Annotated in this window: 21 protein-coding genes, 1 tRNA gene and 1 pseudogene; 3 read left to right on the forward strand and 20 right to left on the reverse strand. The window is 61.4% G+C overall.

Going from position 1 to position 18,252, the window contains the following annotated elements:
• Window positions 1-32 precede the first annotated feature (32 nt).
• From cdd to CIT31_RS25365, 4 genes are all read right to left on the reverse strand, one after another.
• A complete protein-coding gene (cdd, locus tag CIT31_RS25350) occupies window positions 33-425 on the reverse strand; it encodes a cytidine deaminase (RefSeq protein WP_095520854.1) in 393 nt (130 codons plus the stop codon).
• A gap of 120 nt (window positions 426-545) precedes the next feature.
• Window positions 546-1,517: an ABC transporter permease gene (locus CIT31_RS25355; protein ID WP_095520855.1), complete on the reverse strand. Its 972-nt coding sequence runs from the start codon at window positions 1,515-1,517 to the stop codon at window positions 546-548.
• Window position 1,518: 1 nt separating this feature from the next.
• Window positions 1,519-2,658, reverse strand: coding sequence for an ABC transporter permease (locus tag CIT31_RS25360; RefSeq protein WP_095520856.1), 1,140 nt, complete (start codon window positions 2,656-2,658; stop codon window positions 1,519-1,521).
• Window positions 2,655-4,187 carry an ABC transporter ATP-binding protein gene (locus tag CIT31_RS25365; protein ID WP_095520857.1) on the reverse strand — a complete coding sequence of 511 codons (1,533 nt, stop codon included), beginning with the start codon at window positions 4,185-4,187 and terminating at the stop codon, window positions 2,655-2,657. The genes CIT31_RS25360 and CIT31_RS25365 overlap by 4 nt, the downstream gene beginning before the upstream one ends.
• A gap of 316 nt (window positions 4,188-4,503) precedes the next feature.
• Between CIT31_RS25365 and CIT31_RS25370 the strand changes: the two genes are divergently transcribed.
• Complete coding sequence (locus CIT31_RS25370; protein WP_095520858.1) at window positions 4,504-4,713, forward strand: SlyX family protein; 210 nt, start codon at window positions 4,504-4,506, stop codon at window positions 4,711-4,713.
• A 67-nt stretch (window positions 4,714-4,780) separates the two neighbouring features.
• Here CIT31_RS25370 and CIT31_RS25375 read toward each other — a convergent pair whose 3' ends face one another.
• The 3 genes from CIT31_RS25375 to CIT31_RS25385 all read right to left on the reverse strand — a co-directional run bounded on the left by CIT31_RS25375 (window position 4,781) and on the right by CIT31_RS25385 (window position 7,007).
• The gene (locus tag CIT31_RS25375) at window positions 4,781-5,770 is read right to left on the reverse strand and encodes a BMP family lipoprotein (RefSeq protein ID WP_029348105.1); all 990 of its coding nucleotides are present in this window, start codon (window positions 5,768-5,770) and stop codon (window positions 4,781-4,783) included.
• Between the two features lie 208 nt (window positions 5,771-5,978).
• Complete coding sequence (msrA, locus tag CIT31_RS25380) at window positions 5,979-6,641, reverse strand: peptide-methionine (S)-S-oxide reductase MsrA (protein WP_095520859.1); 663 nt, start codon at window positions 6,639-6,641, stop codon at window positions 5,979-5,981.
• A 48-nt stretch (window positions 6,642-6,689) separates the two neighbouring features.
• Entirely contained in the window at window positions 6,690-7,007 is a 318-nt protein-coding gene (locus CIT31_RS25385) for a hypothetical protein (RefSeq protein ID WP_095520860.1), read from the reverse strand.
• 424 nt (window positions 7,008-7,431) lie between these two features.
• Between CIT31_RS25385 and CIT31_RS25390 the strand changes: the two genes are divergently transcribed.
• Window positions 7,432-7,521: transfer RNA gene (locus CIT31_RS25390), tRNA-Ser, on the forward strand.
• A 246-nt stretch (window positions 7,522-7,767) separates the two neighbouring features.
• A complete protein-coding gene (locus CIT31_RS25395) occupies window positions 7,768-8,379 on the forward strand; it encodes a hypothetical protein (protein ID WP_133116207.1) in 612 nt (203 codons plus the stop codon).
• A 127-nt stretch (window positions 8,380-8,506) separates the two neighbouring features.
• On the opposite strand, the gene CIT31_RS25400 is transcribed toward CIT31_RS25395, so the two are convergent.
• The 13 genes and pseudogenes from CIT31_RS25400 to CIT31_RS25465 form a co-directional block, all read right to left on the reverse strand.
• Window positions 8,507-8,935: a hypothetical protein gene (locus CIT31_RS25400; protein ID WP_095520862.1), complete on the reverse strand. Its 429-nt coding sequence runs from the start codon at window positions 8,933-8,935 to the stop codon at window positions 8,507-8,509.
• Window positions 8,936-8,991: 56 nt separating this feature from the next.
• Window positions 8,992-9,429 carry a hypothetical protein gene (locus CIT31_RS25405; RefSeq protein ID WP_133116208.1) on the reverse strand — a complete coding sequence of 146 codons (438 nt, stop codon included), beginning with the start codon at window positions 9,427-9,429 and terminating at the stop codon, window positions 8,992-8,994.
• 476 nt (window positions 9,430-9,905) lie between these two features.
• On the reverse strand, window positions 9,906-10,358 hold the full coding sequence (locus CIT31_RS25415; RefSeq protein ID WP_165778553.1) for a hypothetical protein: 453 nt from the start codon (window positions 10,356-10,358) through the stop codon (window positions 9,906-9,908).
• Window positions 10,327-10,533 carry a hypothetical protein gene (locus CIT31_RS25420; protein ID WP_095520866.1) on the reverse strand — a complete coding sequence of 69 codons (207 nt, stop codon included), beginning with the start codon at window positions 10,531-10,533 and terminating at the stop codon, window positions 10,327-10,329. The genes CIT31_RS25415 and CIT31_RS25420 overlap by 32 nt, the downstream gene beginning before the upstream one ends.
• Before the next feature lie 1,375 nt (window positions 10,534-11,908).
• Window positions 11,909-12,083: pseudogene (locus CIT31_RS35350) on the reverse strand (integrase); the annotation flags it as partial.
• Window positions 12,084-12,240: 157 nt separating this feature from the next.
• Window positions 12,241-12,594 carry a VanZ family protein gene (locus CIT31_RS25430; RefSeq protein WP_245316458.1) on the reverse strand — a complete coding sequence of 118 codons (354 nt, stop codon included), beginning with the start codon at window positions 12,592-12,594 and terminating at the stop codon, window positions 12,241-12,243.
• 299 nt (window positions 12,595-12,893) lie between these two features.
• Window positions 12,894-13,775 carry a hypothetical protein gene (locus CIT31_RS25435; protein WP_206073413.1) on the reverse strand — a complete coding sequence of 294 codons (882 nt, stop codon included), beginning with the start codon at window positions 13,773-13,775 and terminating at the stop codon, window positions 12,894-12,896.
• Window positions 13,775-14,266: a hypothetical protein gene (locus CIT31_RS25440; protein ID WP_095520867.1), complete on the reverse strand. Its 492-nt coding sequence runs from the start codon at window positions 14,264-14,266 to the stop codon at window positions 13,775-13,777. The genes CIT31_RS25435 and CIT31_RS25440 overlap by 1 nt, the downstream gene beginning before the upstream one ends.
• Window positions 14,267-14,268: 2 nt before the next feature.
• Complete coding sequence (locus tag CIT31_RS25445) at window positions 14,269-14,715, reverse strand: hypothetical protein (RefSeq protein ID WP_095520868.1); 447 nt, start codon at window positions 14,713-14,715, stop codon at window positions 14,269-14,271.
• A gap of 208 nt (window positions 14,716-14,923) precedes the next feature.
• Window positions 14,924-15,643, reverse strand: coding sequence for a phage tail protein (locus CIT31_RS25450; protein ID WP_245316459.1), 720 nt, complete (start codon window positions 15,641-15,643; stop codon window positions 14,924-14,926).
• Window positions 15,588-16,223: a phage connector family protein gene (locus CIT31_RS25455; protein WP_245316460.1), complete on the reverse strand. Its 636-nt coding sequence runs from the start codon at window positions 16,221-16,223 to the stop codon at window positions 15,588-15,590. The genes CIT31_RS25450 and CIT31_RS25455 overlap by 56 nt, the downstream gene beginning before the upstream one ends.
• A 363-nt stretch (window positions 16,224-16,586) precedes the next feature.
• Window positions 16,587-16,844: a hypothetical protein gene (locus CIT31_RS25460; RefSeq protein ID WP_095520869.1), complete on the reverse strand. Its 258-nt coding sequence runs from the start codon at window positions 16,842-16,844 to the stop codon at window positions 16,587-16,589.
• A 292-nt stretch (window positions 16,845-17,136) separates the two neighbouring features.
• A complete protein-coding gene (locus CIT31_RS25465; RefSeq protein WP_095520870.1) occupies window positions 17,137-18,126 on the reverse strand; it encodes a Coat protein in 990 nt (329 codons plus the stop codon).
• Window positions 18,127-18,252: the final 126 nt, after the last annotated feature.

Genomic DNA, 18,252 nt, shown 5'->3' on the forward strand with positions numbered 1-18,252 from the left:
ATTTCAACCAGCTCTTCATTTCAACCAGCTCTTCATTTCAACATGTCGCCCTGGAAGCCGTAGGGCAGCATGTCGCCCATGGTCACGGTCTCGACCACGCCGCCACTGTCGCAGAGATAGAGTTTGGTTTCCGGCCGGCAAAATTCGGCCAGCCGCTGCCGGCAGCCGCCGCAGGGTGAGCATTTCGCCGTGCGCTCGGCGATCACCGCGACCTCCGTTATCCTGCCGCCGCCGGCCATGATGTAGTGGCCGAGCGCGGTGGTTTCGGCGCACCAGCCTTCCGGATAGGACGCGACCTCGATGTTGGCGCCGGTAAAGACGCGGCCGTCCTCGGTGCGCAGTGCCGCCCCGACCGGAAACTTCGAATACGGCGCATAGGCCTTGGCCATGGCCGCCTTGGCCGCTTCGAACAGATCATGCGACATTTAGTTTTTCCCTCGCATGATCTTGTCCGAAAAACGGGTTCCACTTTTCGAAGTCATGCTCATATTTTCCTTTTTCGCATGGCCCGATCCGAAAACCGGCTCCACTTTTCGCGGCCATGCTCAGCGTTCTTTGACATAGGGCACGCCGCCGGCCCGCGGCGGGATCGCCTTGCCTATGAAGCCGGCGAGCAGGATGACGGTGAGGATATAGGGCAGCGCCTGCATGAGCTGCACCGGCACTTTGCCGATCAGCGGCAGCGGCGTGCCCTGCAGCCGGATCGACAGCGCGTCGAGGAAGCCGAACAACAGGCAGGCGAACATGGCATTGACCGGCTTCCATTTGGCGAAGATCAGCGCGGCAAGCGCGATGTAACCCTTGCCGGCGGTCATATCCTTCACGAAGCCGCCATTCTGCACCATCGACAGGTAGGCGCCGGCAATGCCGGTGAGCACGCCGGTGCAGATCAGCGCCCGGTAGCGCAGCCAGGCGACCGAGATGCCAGCGGTGTCGACCGCGGCCGGGTTCTCACCGACCGCGCGCATGCGCAAGCCAAAGCGGGTACGGAACAGCACCCACCAGGTGAACGGCACGGCGAGGAACGCGACATAGACCAGCACGGAATGGCCGGAGATGAGTTCCGAATATATCGGGCCGAGGATCGGCACCCCCCTAAGCGCGTCCGCGCCGGGCCAGATGATCGCCCCGAACCGCTCGTCGGGCGCAAGCGCCGGCGTACGTCCTCCTTGCTGGAACCAGGCCTGGCCGAGCATGATCGTTGATCCGGCGGCGATAAAATTGATCGCCACGCCGGAGACGATCTGGTTGCCGCGATGGGTGATTGAGGCAAACCCGTGGACCAGCGCGAAAGCGACCGAGATGAGGATGGCCATGCCGAGGCCGATAAAGGCGGAATGGAAGACGGAGGCTGCGGCGGCACCGGCGAAGGCGCCGACCAGCATCTTGCCCTCGAGCCCGATGTCGAAGATGCCGGCCCGCTCCGAATAGAGGCCGGCGAGGCATGCGAGCAGCAAGGGCACCGACAGGCGGATCGTCGAGTCCAGAACCTGGATGATGGCGTTGAACATGTCCATCTCAGGCACCCTTCCCCTTGATCGCTTCCATGCCGACAGATCTCGGGCTGAGTGAGGCGAACAGCGCCTGGACATAGGGCCGGAACATGTGCTCGAGCGCGCCGGCGAACAGGATGACCAGGCCCTGAATGATGACGATCATGTCGCGGCTGATCGCCGGCATCTCGAAGGCGAGCTCGGCGCCACCCTGGTAGAGCATGCCAAACAGGATTGCCGCCAGCACGATGCCGACCGGGTGCAGGCGCCCCATCAGCGCCACGGCGATGCCGACGAAACCGGCGCCGGAAACGAATTCGAGCGCGACATTGTGCTGGTCGCCCATCGTCGGATTGAGCGCCATCATGCCGGCGAGCGCACCCGAAATCATCATCGCGATGATGATGATGCGGGCCTCCGAAATGCCGGCATAGCGCGCCGCTTTCGAGCTGTGGCCGTAGGTGCGCATCTCGTAACCGAGTCTGGTGCGCCAGATCAGCACCCAGACCAGAAAGGCCATGGCCAGCGCCAGCAGGAAGCTGATGTTGAACGGCGCCGAACGGATCTTGGCGCCGAACAATTCGATGACCCAGTTGAGCTTCGGCAGTTGCGCGCCTTCTAGGAAGGTACGCGTCTGCGGCGCCATCGAATTGGCCGGCTTCAAGAATCCGACCAGTGCGTAGACCATGACGCTGGCAGCGATGAAATTGAACATGATGGTGGTGATGACGATGTGCGAACCGCGCTTGGCCTGCAGATAGGCCGGGATCAGCGCCCACAGCGCCCCCATAGCCGCGGCGGCGATGATCGCCAGCGGGAAGGTGAGCCACCAGGGCAGCACGCTGTCGAAGGCCAGGCAGACGACGCCGATGCCGAGACCGGCGATATAACCCTGGCCCTCGCCACCGATGTTGAACAGGCCGCAATGCGCCGCAACCGCCACCGACAGCCCGCTGAAGATGAAGGTGGTGGCGTAGAAAAGCGTAAACGCAATGCCTTGCCCGCGGCCGAAGGCGCCCTCGACCAGGACGGCGGCAGCGCGGAACGGATTTTCGCCAACCAGAAGCACGACGAAGCCTGCGACGACGAAGGCAACGGCGAGATTGATTACCGGGATCAGCCCGTAATCGGCCCAGGCCGGCAGCTTGGCGTAAGGCGCGCTCATTCCGCCGCCTCCTGGCGCTCGACGCCGGCCATCAGCAGGCCGAGCTCGCCTTCGGTCGCCTCCGGTCCGCGCTCGCCGACGATGCGGCCGGCAAACATCACCAGGATGCGGTCGGACAGCGAGCGGATCTCGTCGAGCTCGACCGACACCACCAGCACCGCCTTGCCCTGGTCGCGCATGGCGATGAGCCGCTTATGGATGAATTCGATGGCGCCGACATCGACGCCGCGCGTCGGCTGGCCGACGATCAGCACGCCCGGATCCTGCTCCATCTCCCGGGCAAGCACGATCTTTTGCTGATTGCCGCCGGAGAAATTGGCGGTCTTGAGTCGGCAATCCGCCGGACGGATGTCGTATTTGGTAATCTTGTCCCTGGCGTCGTTGCGGATCGCGTCGATGTCGAGGAACGGCCCCTTCAGATATCGTTCGTCGTCGTGATAGCCGAGGATCGAATTCTCGTTCTCCTCGAAGGCCAGCACCAGCCCGACATGATGACGGTCTTCCGGCACATGGGCGAGACCGCGGTCGCGCAGCTCGCCGGGATCGGCGGCCCCGGTGAGATCGATCGGCTTGCCGTCAAGCATGACGGAGCCCGAGACGGCGCGCCTGATGCCGGAAATCGCCTCGAGCATTTCGGATTGCCCGTTACCGGCGACGCCGGCGATGCCGACGATCTCGCCGGCGCGCACATCGAAGGAGATGTCGTCGACCATGGTGACGCCGCGGGAATCCTTCACTGTCAGGTTCTTGACCGCGAGCTTGACGTCGCCGGCTTCCGCCTCGCCCTTCTCGACTCTGAGCAGCACGCGGCGCCCGACCATCAGCTCGGCCAGCTCTTCGACTGTCGTCTTCCTGGTTTCCCGTGTCGCCACCATCGTGCCCTGGCGCATGACCGAGACCGTGTCGGTGATCGCCATGATCTCGCGCAGCTTGTGGGTGATCAGCACGATCGTTTTACCCTGCTCCTTCAACTGCTTGAGGATGCGGAACAGATGGTCAGCTTCTGCGGGCGTCAGCACGCCCGTCGGCTCGTCGAGGATCAAGATCTCGGCGCCGCGATACAGCGCCTTGAGGATTTCGACACGCTGCTGCAGGCCAACCGGCAACTCCTCGATGATCGCGTCGGGATCGACCTCCAGCCCGTATTCGCGCTCGAGCCGTTCCAGCTCCGACCGCGCCTTGGTGATGCTCCTCTTCAGCAGGGCATCGCTTTCGGCGCCGAGAATGACGTTTTCCAGCACCGTGAAATTGTCGACCAGCATGAAATGCTGATGCACCATGCCGATGCCGAGCGCGATGGCGTCGTTTGGCGTCTTGATCGACGCCGGCTGGCCGCCGACGCGGATCTCGCCGCTGTCGGCCTGGTAGAAGCCATAGAGGATCGACATCAGCGTCGACTTGCCGGCGCCGTTCTCACCGACAATGCCGTGGATGGTGCCGCGCACGATCTCCAGATTGATGTCGCGGTTGGCGCGCACGGCGCCAAAACTCTTGTTGATGCCGATCAACTCGATTGCGGCTTGCGCCATGCAGCCTGTCCCACTCTTATTTTTTTATCGCTTGGTCAAAACGCCTAGCATGACACCCCGTCTGTGCCAATTGGCCGGAGCAGCGTTCACTCTCGACAAATCACCGCCCGCTTGTCAATTTCGAACGTGGTCGCGGCCTTCACTACGCTATCGCATCGGCCTGAAAATCGGGTTGGATTTTCAGCAGCACGACGCGAAGATTGTAAGGCTTAGAGCGTATTTTCGGCGTCCAATTGGACGCATGTCGCTCTAATGTGGCGAATCCCGAAATTCGCTTCTCTTGAGAGTTGCGCAGCAAGAAACCGAGGTTTTTCAGATGACCATGCCCTCCGACCGGCTGACGACGCTGGAAATCCGCGCCGCCGAGCAGGAGAAGATCATCGACGAACTGTCCGGCCAGATCGCCGAGCAGTGGAAGGTGATCGAGCGCATGCAGCGCAAGCTCGATGCGCTGACCAACCGCTTCCTGGCGCTGGAGGAACAGGCCGCACCCGACGTGCCGGTGACCAAGCCGCCGCATTGGTGAGCATACTGAGAAAAGCAAACCGCCGGGCTTTCACCCGGCGGTTTCGATCAGATCGGCAATCTCACGATCAATAGGGGCAGGCATTGTCCGACATGTAGTCGTGCACCTTGATAGTACCGGCGATGATGTCGGCCTTGGCCTTTTCGACCGCCGCCTTCATCGCGTCGTCGACAAGCGCCTTGTTGTTGTCGTCCATAGCGTAGTCGACGCCGCCTTCCTTGAGGCCGAGATCGTTGATGCCGCCGGTGAACTTGTCGTTCTTGGCGTCCATGAAGGTGTTGTAGACGGCGACGTCGACGCGCTTGACCATGGAGGTCAGCACCTTGCCGGGCTGCAGGCCGTTCTGGTTGGAATCGACGCCGATGCCGAGCTTGCCGGCGTCGGCTGCCGCCTGCAGCACGCCGACACCGGTTCCGCCTGCCGCCGCGTAGATCACGTCGGCGCCCTGGTCGATCTGCGTCTTGGCGATCTCGCCCCCTTTGGCCGGATCGTTCCAGGCTGCCGGCGTGTCGCCGGTCATGTTCTGGATCACATCGGTCGCGCCGGCCGCTTTGGCGCCGCCGACATAGCCGCAGCCGAATCTGCGGATCAGCGGAATGTCCATGCCGCCGATGAAGCCGACCTTTTTGGTCTTCGAGGCCATCGCCGCCATCACCCCGACGAGATAGGAGCCTTCCTGCTCCTTATAGACGACGGAGCGGACATTGGGCTTGTCGACGACCATGTCGATGATGGCGAACTTGGTCTCGGGAAACTCGACGGCGATCTTCTCCAGCGCATCTGCCCAGGAGAAGCCCGCCATGGCGATGGGATTGCGGCCGTCCTCGGCGAAACGGCGCAGTGCCTGCTCGCGCTGGGTCGCGTTGCTGACCTCGAATTCCACATAGGCGATGCCGGTTTCGGCCTTGAACTTTTCGGCGCCATTGTAGGACGCTTCGTTGAATGACTTGTCGAACTTGCCGCCGAGATCATAGAGAAGTGCTGGCTGAATGTCCGCGGCGAAGGCCGGAAGAACCATCGCAGTTGCGGCCAGGAGGCCGAGAACGATACGTTTCATGTGATCCACACCCTGTCGGTTATTTTTTCCGTTATGCACCGCCTGCCTGCCCGGTTCTCCGGCAGGCATGCGACATCAGACAGGAGTGTCTTCCTCCCGCTTCGGGCCAATCTGGCACGGCCCGAAACAAAATTCACGCGGAATTTTGACCTTTGGAAAAGCGTGGCGCCGTATCCCGGCGCCACGGATCATCGTCTCGCCAAAGGCCTCAAGCGGAGACGGCAGCCGGGATGGCGCAGGTGACGCCGGTGCCCTGCAGATTGCAATAGCCGTAGGGATTCTTCGCCAGATATTGCTGGTGGTCTTCCTCGGCGAAATAGAACTCCGGTGCCGGAGCAATCTCGGTGGTGATCCTGCCGCGGCCGGCGCCGCGCAACGAGGCCTCATAAGCGTCACGCGATGAGATCGCCGCCTGGTGCTGCGCATCGCCAAACGTGTAGATCGCCGAGCGGTAGGTGGTGCCGACATCGTTGCCCTGGCGCATGCCCTGCGTCGGGTCGTGGCTTTCCCAGAACAGCTTCAGAAGCTGTGCATAGGACACGATCTTCGGGTCGTAAACGACGAGCACGACTTCGGCATGGCCCGTAAGGCCGGTGCAAGTTTCCTGGTAGGTCGGGTTGGGGGTAACGCCACCCGCATAGCCGACGGCCGTGACCCAGACACCATCGATCTGCCAGAACAGGCGTTCGGCGCCCCAGAAGCAGCCCAGCCCGAACATCGCCGTCTCCAGCCCCTCGGGATACGGCCCCTTGAGCGGCCGCTTCGAGACGAAGTGCTTGGATGCCGTCGGGATAGGCTTGGCGCGGCCCGGCAGCGCCTCGGCAGGCTTCGGCAGATTGAGCTTCTTGTTCAGCATGTCGCTGAGAATCATGTGCGGTCTCCCTTTCTCTTTGTTTGGGGCGCTGGAAAGCTATCACGTCTAGGCGAACCGCCCGCTCGGCCGCTCCCGCCTGTAGCCGATCATGTAGAGAATGAAGGCAAGCACCGCGAACACGGCGAAGCCGGGCTGGTTGAGCACCCAGGCGATGGCGCCGTCCCATAGCAGCGGGCCAAGCTTGTCGCGGACGAAGCTTTCAAAGGTGCTTCGCGTATCCGGCGAGACGGCCAGCCAGCTCGTGTTGAGCGGGGTCATGACCAGCGCGGAGGCCGCCACCGAGCGTGTCGCGTCGATCACCGCCATGATGACGGAAACCGAAAGCGCGACCAGTGCCGCGAGACGGAAGACGAAGCGGAACATCCAGACCTTACCTCCCCGGAAGCTTATCAGAAATGTCTGTATCGGCCTGATAAATAGGATCTGCTCGCTTTATCCGCAATCGCGACACGCGAAGTGAACCCACGCCGCCGGTTTTGCGCCACTGAGGCGCCAGTCGGCAAAGTCACCGCCGCCGATCGCGGCGATCGGCTGCCAAGGCAGCACTGGTGACATGGACAGAGCATCCCTGTCCGACAAAGCGAATAGAGTGCCGTTATGTCTTGGCATTCGGCACCGGATCGACTAGATGAGCCCCGCGCCTGTTGCTTTGACGGCTCAGGTGCGGGGAAAGGGTGTCCGCTGGTTGACGGCGCCCACGGTGCGGAGTTCTGGACCGGAATGCCCGAAGGGAGACGCATCTCCCCAACCCGCGCGGCGAAACCGGCCGCGTTGAAAATGCTAAGACGGAGAGGTGGCCGAGTGGTTGAAGGCGCACGCCTGGAAAGTGTGTTTACGGGAAACCGTAACGCGGGTTCGAATCCCGCTCTCTCCGCCATTCGCCAAAATGGCATTTTTTATTCTATAAAATCAGCTATTTACGAAAAATAGCCTCGATCACTTAGACCAACAACTTAGACCAATCTGGATCAAGGCGCCTTCGGTCCATGACGTTGCCGACAGGCCCGCCGTGCCAATCCCTGAAAGTCTCGCATCGGCCAAATGCTCTATGGGTCAAAACCCAATCAATCTGAACGACCGAGTTCGACCTATTGCAGACTTTGATGTCCAATGGATAGATGTAGTGGAAGACAGCAGCACCAGAATAACAGGCTTTGCGAGCATGAACGTATATCCACCTTTCGAGCTTCAGGTGTCGCTATCCAACCTTGCTGAGCTCAGCAAGGGTCTAACCAGTTTTGCGGTGTCACCGCTCGGCAACCCAACATGGCTGAAAAGCGAAGATGGAGCGTGGGCAATCAGCGTCGATCAAAAAGATCTCGAACACAAGTTCGAGGTATTCACACTCAGGATAGAGGAGGCAGGATCAAATTTACACTTTCCAATTCCTACACCGTCCGAGTTCCGCCCTTGGCCGTTCATTGAGCGGCGCGCGCATGTTCTGAGACGCGCAGAGTACATTTTCAAACCAGAGGATCCGGCTCCAACGATAGGGATCAACCCACTTTACCAAGACGCAGCGCGACCGGGCGCTGTGCCTCTCATAGCGTTGAGTTCCTGTGTAGTCGCTGCGGGGCTGTTGTTCGCTGGGGCAGACCAGAAACGCCTTCTTATTTGCGTGGACTGGATGCCGTTCAACATTGTCGTGACCGACGAGCCCGCGGAAATTGACGACTTCATCAAGTCTTGCGTGTCCACAAGCTTGGACGACTATGCTCTGCAACTTGCCGGATAGGTTGCCAGCCAAGGGCCCGCCTTCCACCCCATCGCGGCCATTGGCGCCTACTGATTGTTGCTTGAAGGAAAGGCCCGGGCGGGGTCTGAGCTTGGGGCTTAGAGGCGCCCCGCCCGGGAAGTCTGGTTTAGTACAGGTCGGCGTTGCTGTCGCCGTGCTGCGCTATGTGTGCCGCCACGGCCTGTGCATGTCGATGCAGGGTGCCCCAGTCACCCGCCACAAGGGCGCGCCTCAGGGCTGGCATGTCGGCCTCATCGACGTACGTGCTGTATTGCGCTGACGTCAGCCCCAGCGGCTTGAACACCTCTCGTTCAGCGTGAAGCGCAAAGGCTGCCTCGACCATCGTCGTCTCGATCTCGTCAACCTGGGCCGTCTCGGGGTTCAACACCCCAGTCTCGATGTACTCCGCAATGGTGGCGTCCCTCACCTCGGCAGGACCAGAGTTGAACCGATTAAGAGAGCGGTCAGCCATGGCCACCATCTCGTTGAATTGCCTTTCGGCCTTCTCGTCCTCGGTCTCATCCTTGTCGTCGTCCTTCGTGCCATCATCATCCACGGTCGGAACCTCCAGCCCCTCGACGGGGGCCAGAGGCTTCTCAACGTCCGCCGTGGTTACCTGAAAGACTTCGGTGCGGCGTAGCCACGGGCCGCAAGGCCATCGACCACGGCCTTGTTAAACTCGGCCTGCGTGATCTGCCCGACCTCGGCCATGTCGGCCTGCTGATACGAGACCTCAATGCCGCCGAGAACCCTGACCGTGGTCTTCTCGACCTCTGCCATCGGCGGAACAACCCCGGCGCTCTGCGATGTGATCACGCGATTGGTGGTGATGCCCATGCGCTCGGCTTGAAGCTGGGCATTGTTCCTGACGGAAAGCTCGACAGCACGGGCAATCTCTTCCTGCTGGCTGCGCTCTTTCGCTTCGGCAACCAAGGCGTCTTGCTTGGCCCTGTCAGCTTCGGCCTGTGCGGCCTGAGCCCGCATCATGGCCTGCCCGAGAGCGGTCTGGTCGATCTGGTACTTGTTCGGATTGTCGATGTAGTCGGTCATTTCGTTTCGTTCCTTGAATGTGAATTGCTGGCCTCGGAGCGGCATTGCCCCGAGACCTGTTCGATTGCTGTTGACGTGGGGTGCTGATCGCTGCGGTTCAGCGTCGAGGCGTGAACCCATAGGTCATCGGCTGCGAGCCTTCAGGACGCTCGCTCGGGGCGGCTGGGGCAGATGGCTGGGAAAGACCGTCGCTGCCTCCGGCGACCCCTACACGTGGCGGCGAGAGACTGGGCCGCATCGTCACTTCGGCGAACCGCCGCGCACAGGCCACGGCCTCCAAATCCGGGTAGCCGTAGACCTCACAGCAACGCTCGGCTGCCGAAGAGAAACTATCGGTCCACCCGATGCCGATCCCCGCCAGCCTCCGGTCAAGCTGAGACACGCTCTCCCAGTCGTCGGCCTTCAGCCATGAGACCAACGCAAGAGCTGCCTCCCGCGCCGGATAGGTCGCGACCCAGTCCCGCCGCCTGATCTCGTCAAGGGTCAAAACGGGCATTCCGGTCGATGCGCCACCGTAGCGGCCCGTGCTTCACGATCAGCGGCAGATGATCTTGGAAGGTCTCACCATGCTCGCTGTGCGCTGTCGATGCCTCCAGCATGTCCAGCACCGTGGACCGCTGAAGATCACGCGACGGGTGCCGCTCGGGCAGCCCGTTCAGCCAGTCCAGAACGTCTTGACTGACATGCCGGACAAGGCCCGCCTTCATCGCACCATTGCCGACAAGGCGCTTCAGTTCGCCGTTCAGCATCGACCGGCTGGTGATGTAGGCGCAGTCGGCCCATACGCCGGTTGACTGGAGGCCGTGCCTCCGGGTCCGCTTCATCTCGACCGTCTGGACGATCCATTCACGATCCGTCTCGACAACGCGGATTGCCGGGGTGATCTGGTGGACGTTCTCAGCCGACACTGGCAGAGCCCTGCGCGGCATACACGGTCTTCCGCCACTCGGCGAACAGCTTGTGCATTTCCCGCTTGTCCGCGTTGATGGTGTCACGGTGGCGCTGATAGGTCTCGCGGTACATCTCGCGGTTCCGCTCCGGGTTCTCGGCGCGCCACTTGCGCTTGTATTCACGCCACTTCCGGCGCGTAGCTTCGTCTTGCATCTCTCAATTCCTCTCTGCTGGGAGGTACAAACGAGTGCACCTTCTCCTTCCAACTACGCACCAAAAGCTGGGTGGCGCTTGCTGTGGCATTCTGCCAGAGCATCGCGCAGAGCAGCCGTGGACACGGACGGGCACGCCGAACTCGCCACTTCATCACCGGCTTCTGGGATTTGCTCGGTAACGTGGGACACTATTTCGGTCAAACCGGAATAGGCAACGGGTAGCGATTCCAGATCACCACCCTCTCGACGAAACCGTCGGGGGGCCTGGGGATAGCGGGTCAAGATGACTTGGTAGCCTCCTCATCGGAGCATCGAAGTAGCCATCCGGATCTCGGAGCAGCCGTTCAATGTCGGTTATCCGCCACAAGCTAAGGCGCCCGCATTTGACGGGGCGGGGGGCGCGTTTGTTGGCGATCCGCCCTTACCAATTCGAGCGACCGATGGGCAGCAGCCCGTCAGGCCGATGACATCCCCCAAGCGCAAGTAGCCGTTGCTGTTCAAATCCTTCCTCATCACGCCTCGCTCCTTCATTTCGGCAGCGGATGGATGGCACTGGATGAGACATGTGTCGACAAAATCTCCCTTCAGAATGTCGCCCGAGTTTGGCGCATTTTTTGTAGGCTTTTGAATCTTGACAGCGGCTAGCCGCAGAGCAGACCGTACGTGCCTAATCTCGGCATCGGGGTCTATGGCCAACATACGAGGATGAGGCATGGGCCGAGATGGACGACTCGATTGCCCGCCCCTTTCCAACGGTTCCTGGATTCCGTTCTATCGCCTTGCCGCCGATTTCTATCCACATCCTGCAAAGCCTGGCGGTCGCGTTGTTTATGTGAACATGCTCATGCCGGCCCTTTTTGCCCAGCGGTACAGGCAGTTTAGCAATCCGACCTTAGGTGTTCGTGGATGATCGGAAGCCCTCGATCAAAATCTTGCAGATGACTTTTCAAACCATCTCGGACATTTGCCCAAACGTATCCCTGGATCGGATCGATCGAACGGCCCCGATGCGTCTTCTCTAGGACCCTGACTATGTCCGCAGCAGCTGCCTTGAACTTTTCTAGCGCGATTAGCTCCTGCTTCCGAATTGGTAACCGTTCGGAATAAGCTTTCTCATGCCAATATGAATGACGGACTCTTTCGAGTTTTTCCGGCAGTGAAAACTTACTTATAACGCTTTTGGGAAACGAGTATTCGCTATTGGTAAGCTCATTAAAAACCTTTCACGCCCGTTGATAGCTCTGTCGCTCCCCTGCAACACGGAAAAGCCCACCACCTAAAATTTCTTGATCAGGGTGGTATTGAGGAGCAGCGATTTCCTCCTCGACGGCCGGAGTTTGGCCTTCATGCTTCTGATGCGGCGACACTGTTCTTCATACGAAGTCGGCCCAACTTTGCATCATCTCCCGCCGTTTCTCCAAAAGGTCACCTCGTCGATAGGCGGCCTCCACTTTTTCGAGATCGTATGAGCCAGGGCCATCTCTGCGACATCACGCGGGAAATAGTTTCCTCAGCTGCCCAGTCTCTAAATGCAGATCGAAAACCATGTGGCCTTGACGTCCATGCGCTTCAGGATAGCTTGCGGTCCGGGGTATCTGGGGTTTTGCGTAAGGTTCCGGCCTAGGCGCGGGAGGTGCAATCGATGGGATGCGGCTGGTTTAGCCGGGGTCTTGTCTTGAAAGAAAAGGGGCGCGCAAAAACCGCTTTATGGCAATCCGACAACGCGCCGCTTTGTCCAGCCGGCGATTGTCAGCCCCAACGCCATGCCGGCGCAGTCGGCTACCCAGTCGAACCCATCCAGATCGCGCCCTATCAGTTGGGCGCCCTGAAGAACCTCGATCGCCGCGCCGGTAAAGGCGAGAAGAACAACCAGCCTTGCCTTGTGTCCCGGCCAGCCGAGGCTTCCCAGGGCCGCCAGCACCGCGAAGGCGATGGCGTGATGCAACTTGTCATCGTAAAGCGTGACGGCCGTGCCAAAATCCGGCAAGAACCGCGCCGGCAGAAGAGTGAGCAGGAGAACGCCGGCCAACGTCACCGGAAAAACGATCCTTGCCAGCATCGGATAAGAATCTAAGCGCAACAAGGTAAGTTCAGTCCTTCATCTGAAAAGCCTGCATGGGCCAGGTGGATTTCCGTTCCAATGATCGCATCAGCGCTTGAGAATTTAAAATCCAGAACCACAAGCCTGTGTTGTAAGAAAGGCCGCCGTCGCTCTTATTGCCCTGGAAACGACCACATACCTGCGTGCATTGCCAGCGGCGATTTCAGGAACTTTGGGTTTTCCCATGAAAAAGCCTGCGGCCAATGCAACAGGGGCAGGTAAAGAGAAAATCTAGCGCGGCCGCCTGGTTGCGGACCTCAGTTTTGCGCCACCGAGGCGCCGGCCAGCCGGGCGAGCGCAGCCCTATCGTCGGGCCTGAGATCAGCAAGGCGGTCATCGCCCGAAGTGGGCGAATTCGGGTTTTTCGCCGACAGATCGGTGCCGCCTTCAGCGCCGGTGGTTTCACCGTTGATCGCGCCGATGGTCGCCTTTGCGGCAGGCTCGGCGCCAAGCAGTTCAACAGAGCGGCCCGGATCTTTGGCGATCATCGCCTGGGCGAGCGCTTTTGCCGTGTTGCTGCGCCAGGCAGTTTCGGCCGCTTGCCTGGCGACCGGGTTGCCCATCTTGGCGATGAAGTCGAACCCGCTCTGCCTGATCGCCTCGAACGCTGCGGTGTCGTCCGGATCGCTCTGCGCGATGGCGCTTGTGTACGAGTCCTGCGCCTTGGACCATTCGGCCTGCTCATAGTCCTGGCGGCGCGCATATTGCTGTGCGGCCATGCGTGCCGAGCCGGCCAGCCTTAAAGCCTCTTTTTTCCTGATGAAGTTGGCGCGTTCGCTCTCCGGCACTTTCGGCAGGGTGCCGTCGAAGAGCGTGTCGAACAGGCCTGATTTGATCACCTGGCCGGTGCGCGGGTCGACCTGGCCATACATGGCGTCGTGCAGGCCACGACCGTCGGCCGGCGCATTCCGGATCGCCTCGTTTTCGGCCTGGGCGATCTGCCCGTTCAACTCGCGGCCGATGACCTCGGCGTCGAAGGCGTCCTGCTGCTGCTTCTGTTGCCTGAACCGCTCGGCGACTGCGGAGAGCTCGTCGCCAAAACCCTGCATGGCGGCGCCGATCGGCGAGCCATCGGGATAGGAAACCACGCTGCCGGTATCGAGCCGGCGCTGGGCAAGCTGGAGGGGGATGGTCGCCATCAGTAAAGCCCTCCGCCCGGCGCCTGCGGAAAGGCGCTCTTGCCGAACGTCACGGCCTTGCTCGGGTCGTAGATGCCGGAAAGACCCGACACGAGATTGCCGCCTGCCCTAAAGATCGAGGCCGCCGCCGCCTGCTTGCCGGAAAAACGCGAGATCGCGGCCTGCGTGGTTAGATTGTTCTGGCGCAGTTGCGAGCCGTACTGGATCGCCTTGATGTCGAGCTGGCCCTGCCTTGCATTGGCGGCCAGCACCTCGGTCGGCGAGCCTGCCATGGCGACGCCCGAGGCGCCGGCCTGGGCGCGCGCCTGCGACAGCAAGAGGTCCTGCTTGTGGCGCTCCTGGCCCTGTTCGAAGGCCGCGGCTTGCGCGTCGGCCCGCGCCTGCAGTTCATAGGCCTTGGCCTGATAGTCGGCCATCTGCCTCGACTGCTGGCCCTCGACCAGCGCGCCGCCAACCGAGAGAGCCGTGCCGATAAGGGCAAGTGTGCACATGGTCAGCCGCGGCCTCGGCCACGAAGCGAAAATCTGCCCGTGATGCCTCCAACCGGCGCGCCGAGCGCAGGGCGCGGGTCGAGCGCGCCGCCGGGGCTGAGGAGGGACAGAAGCATCTTGTCGGCCTGGATCGCCGCCGCGCTGAGACGAGCGGGTGCTGCCGCTCGCCGCCCGGCTATGGCGGCGCGCCGGATGGCAGTCAGGTTGATTTTCAGGTTGGCAACGCCGGCGGCGTCGAACTGGCTGTTGGCGGTGGCGACGGCGCGGCGCAAGGCATCGGCGTCGAACAATTGCTGGCGCAGCTGTTCTATCAGCCACTGGGCCATGCGCCAGCGCTCGTCGAGGGAAGCGGCGTTTGCGCTGATCTCGTCGGCAAATGCTGCGATGTCGACGCAGGCTTCACTTTGCGCGGCGGCGGCGCGGCGCTTGTCATCGGGGATTGGGGTCACAGGAAAGTCCTTTTAGGAGGGTGATGGAAAACGGCGGTTGCCCCTGATTTCCCCCTTGAGGGGAGATGGCCGGCAGGCCAGAGGGGGTCGTCTCGCGTGAAGCGCCGGCATCCTCTGACCGCGATAGGAGGCTGCGTCAGGACGTGCCGCCCCCCTCTGTCGCCTTCGGCGACATCTCCCCCTCAAGGGGGGAGATCGGCAGTTTCAACTACGGCTCGGCATCGAACACCGGCGTGAACGCCCGGATGGTGCAGGGTGTCGGGTTGGTGTGGCGGATCTTCACACTGCCCTGGCCTTCCCAGCTGTCCTCGATCGGCACCTCGACATTGCCGGTGAACAGATTGGCCATGCCATTGGGCGAAACGATCGAGGGGATACGAACCGGCTCCCACCGGCCGCGCATCAACGACGTGATTTCCAGCCCGGTCGTGTCGGTCTCCAGCAAGGACAGGATCACCGCCGCCACCTTCTTTCGGCGTCCGACAGCCGACCCGTCCTTGCCGCCGACATCAAGCTCAAGCGTATCGGCGCCGGCCTCGTATGGAAGCCCGACCTGCCATTTAGCAGCGGCGGGCGAACCAACCGGGAGTGTGACATTGCCAGCACCGCTGACCGTCAGGCCGCGGTAGACCTTCCCGTCCGCAAGCACGTCCACAATCAGGCCGGCGAGATGTATTGCGCCGCCTACTGTTGTAACTGCTGCGCCGGTGTAGGTCAGGCCGCAATCGACTTCGAACGCGTCGGCGATCTCGCTATATTCGAACGGAATGGTCTTGATTTCGATATAGCGCTTGGTGACTCCGCCGATGGTGCGCTTGACGAACAGCCAGAGATCATCATTGCCGTCCTGTCCCGGCGTGACCACGGCGCTTTCAACGATGCCCCATGCCGAACCTGAGAACGAGCCGGCGATGCGATGCCGGTGCATGCCGCGGACTTCCTGCGAGGGTTGATGCGTGTAGCCTGCCGCCACGCTGGATGGCGTTGGACTGGAATGCCGCGTCGAGCGCCCGGTCATAGGCACCGCGGGCGACGTCGATCATGCCCGCCTTGTGGGTCAGCGGATGCGCGATCTTGATGGCGAGCGCTGCAACCAGCACTTCGGTGAACAGCGCGTCCCAGTCGTTCGGATCGGTGAGGTTGCCGACGTAGCGAATGAGACGCGGCCCCGACCGGTCGCAATAGATCAGCCCGGCCTCCTGGCGCCACGCGATCGGCACGCCATCCGGCTCGCCATTATCGGTCAGCGGCAAAGGCCGCAGGCAGTCCACCGGCAATTCATAGGCAAAGTTCAGCGTGCCCGCGCCACTGCCGGTATCGGACCCGGCGACGGCGGCCGCCAGGATCGCGAACACCCAGGCGTGTTTCGTCAGCTCTGCCTCGCGGGTCAGGTCGAAATGCAGATTGAGCAGGCGGGCCGGTTTCACGTCCTGATCAAGGCTGTCGATCGGCGCCTCGTCGAGGACGCCAAGCGCCATGTTGGCGATGTCGAGCGGGGTGATGGCCATGATTTTAGGCTCCGTCTGTGTGGATCGGAAAAAGCAGGCATGGGCCCACGGCAAAAAGCCGCTTCGTAGCGGCTGAGGATTTGGAGCAATTCCAGGAAAAGTGTGAACGGTTTTCCGTCCGGAATTGCGCAAAAACAAAGAGATGGAGCGGTTCGGCGTTTCCGTGAAACGATGAACCGCTGGTGATTTTTTGCTTGAGAAAAACGTTCGCACGTCTCGCGCGTGGAACCCGTCACGCCAACCACCACCCGTCAGGAAGCGGGTAGCGTCGCGGCGTTATCCGTCGTTCGAGCGAGGAAAAGACGTAATATTGTGGCTATTGCAGTTTCACGATATCGCCGCGCAACGCGGCGATGAGTTGAATTACTGCGGCATCAGCCGAAGCGTGCGCTTGTCGAGAGCCCCTGTTTCGGCCGACTTGGCAACGGCGCTTGCTTGCAGCCTCCCGGCACCTCTCGCCATCGCCAAACCCCGGTCCAGGGCTTCCTGAAGACTTGTCGTATAGTAGGCGGTGTTTTCCAGACCGCTGAAGAAGTTTATGCGGTGAACTTCGCCCTTTTTGCTTATGACAATGCCCGCTTTTCGCAGCACTCGCTGAACTGCCTTGTATGTCATGTTCATGGTTACCCTCCTTGCCAAGATAAAGCAGCATCGCCCATTTCTGTAACCATTTGGTGACGGCGATTGATTAAAGTGCAACATGAATATGTTGCGAACCCAAGTCTTGTTTCACTCTGGTGCAGCGCAGCGGGTGAACTTGAAATTCGCCACATTGGCGATCTAGAGCAATTCCAGGAAAAGTGTGAACGGTTTTCCGTCCCGAATTGCGCATAAACAAAGAGATAGGGCGGTTCGGCGAACCGCTTGTCCAGAAAGGGCGGGAGTTCTTTCACCCCCGCCCCTTCCGGTCCGATCAGGCCTCGGTCGTCTTCAGCGCGATGAAAGTCATGTTCTTGACGCTCGACGCGGTGCGGTCCCAGTTCGCCGCCAGCGCCAACTCGGCGTCGGTGGCGAATTCGCCGGCCGAGGAGGCGTCGAGGAAGCGGGTGCCGGGCACATGCGGGACGAAATGCCTGCGGCCGACCATTTCGGTGACGCCGCCGCCATGGCCCTGGCGCGGCTTGCGGTCGAACTCCAGCGGCCCGCCTTCGGTATTGACCGGCAGCTCATTCCACAGGATTGCCTTGTCCTTGAACATGAAGGCCGTGTAGACGCCCGCCGCCACCGGGATATCGTCGTCGACGACGGCCCGCAGCCCCATGTAATAGGGGATCAGCGGCCCGCCCTGCTCGGACGGCGGCACATAGTCGACGAGGTCGGCGAGCTTCAGCGCCTTCATCTGCTTGGAGTGCATCCAGATCGTCTTGAACTTGTCGGCGCGGTCGCCCATCAGATAGGCGGCCTCGATGATGTCGGTGTCGACGATCGAAGCGCCGGTGACGCGGACCAGGTCGCCGGCATCGTTGGCGATGTTGTCGGCCAGCACCCCTTTCAGGATGCCGAGCAGCGTCAGCTTGTTGGCACGCTGCCAATAGTCGGTCTGGCGCCGCACGATCAGCTTCTGCGGGTCGTCGCCGGCGAGGATGCTGGTCAGGTCCGGAATGCCCCAGGCCTGGGCGCGGACATTGCGGGCGGCGACCTCGCGGCGCGCGCCGATCTTCTTCAACTCGATCGAATCGGCCGGATCGTCATTGACCGGCTCGGACGGATCGTTGCCGAGATCCTTCCAGCCGGGCATGTCGACGGAACGCCCGCCCATGGAGAGCTTCGAAGCGATGGCCGGGTCGGAAAACAGGATCCCGGCCTGGTAGATCTCGAGCGACTGTACGTGCTCCTCGAACGAGTATTGTGCATAGACGGACGGAACGATCGCGTCCGCGACACGGGTATAGGCGTCTGCCATTTTTCTCTTCCTTCAGGTTTGGTTGGCGGAGAAGGTGTGTTGAGATTCAGGTCAGGCCGAGCCGGAGTCGAAGACGGGCGCGAAGCGACCAAACAGATGGCTTCCGAGAACCGGAGCGAAACGGAC

Source organism: Mesorhizobium wenxiniae (assembly GCF_002284535.1).
Lineage (GTDB): Bacteria > Pseudomonadota > Alphaproteobacteria > Rhizobiales > Rhizobiaceae > Mesorhizobium > Mesorhizobium wenxiniae.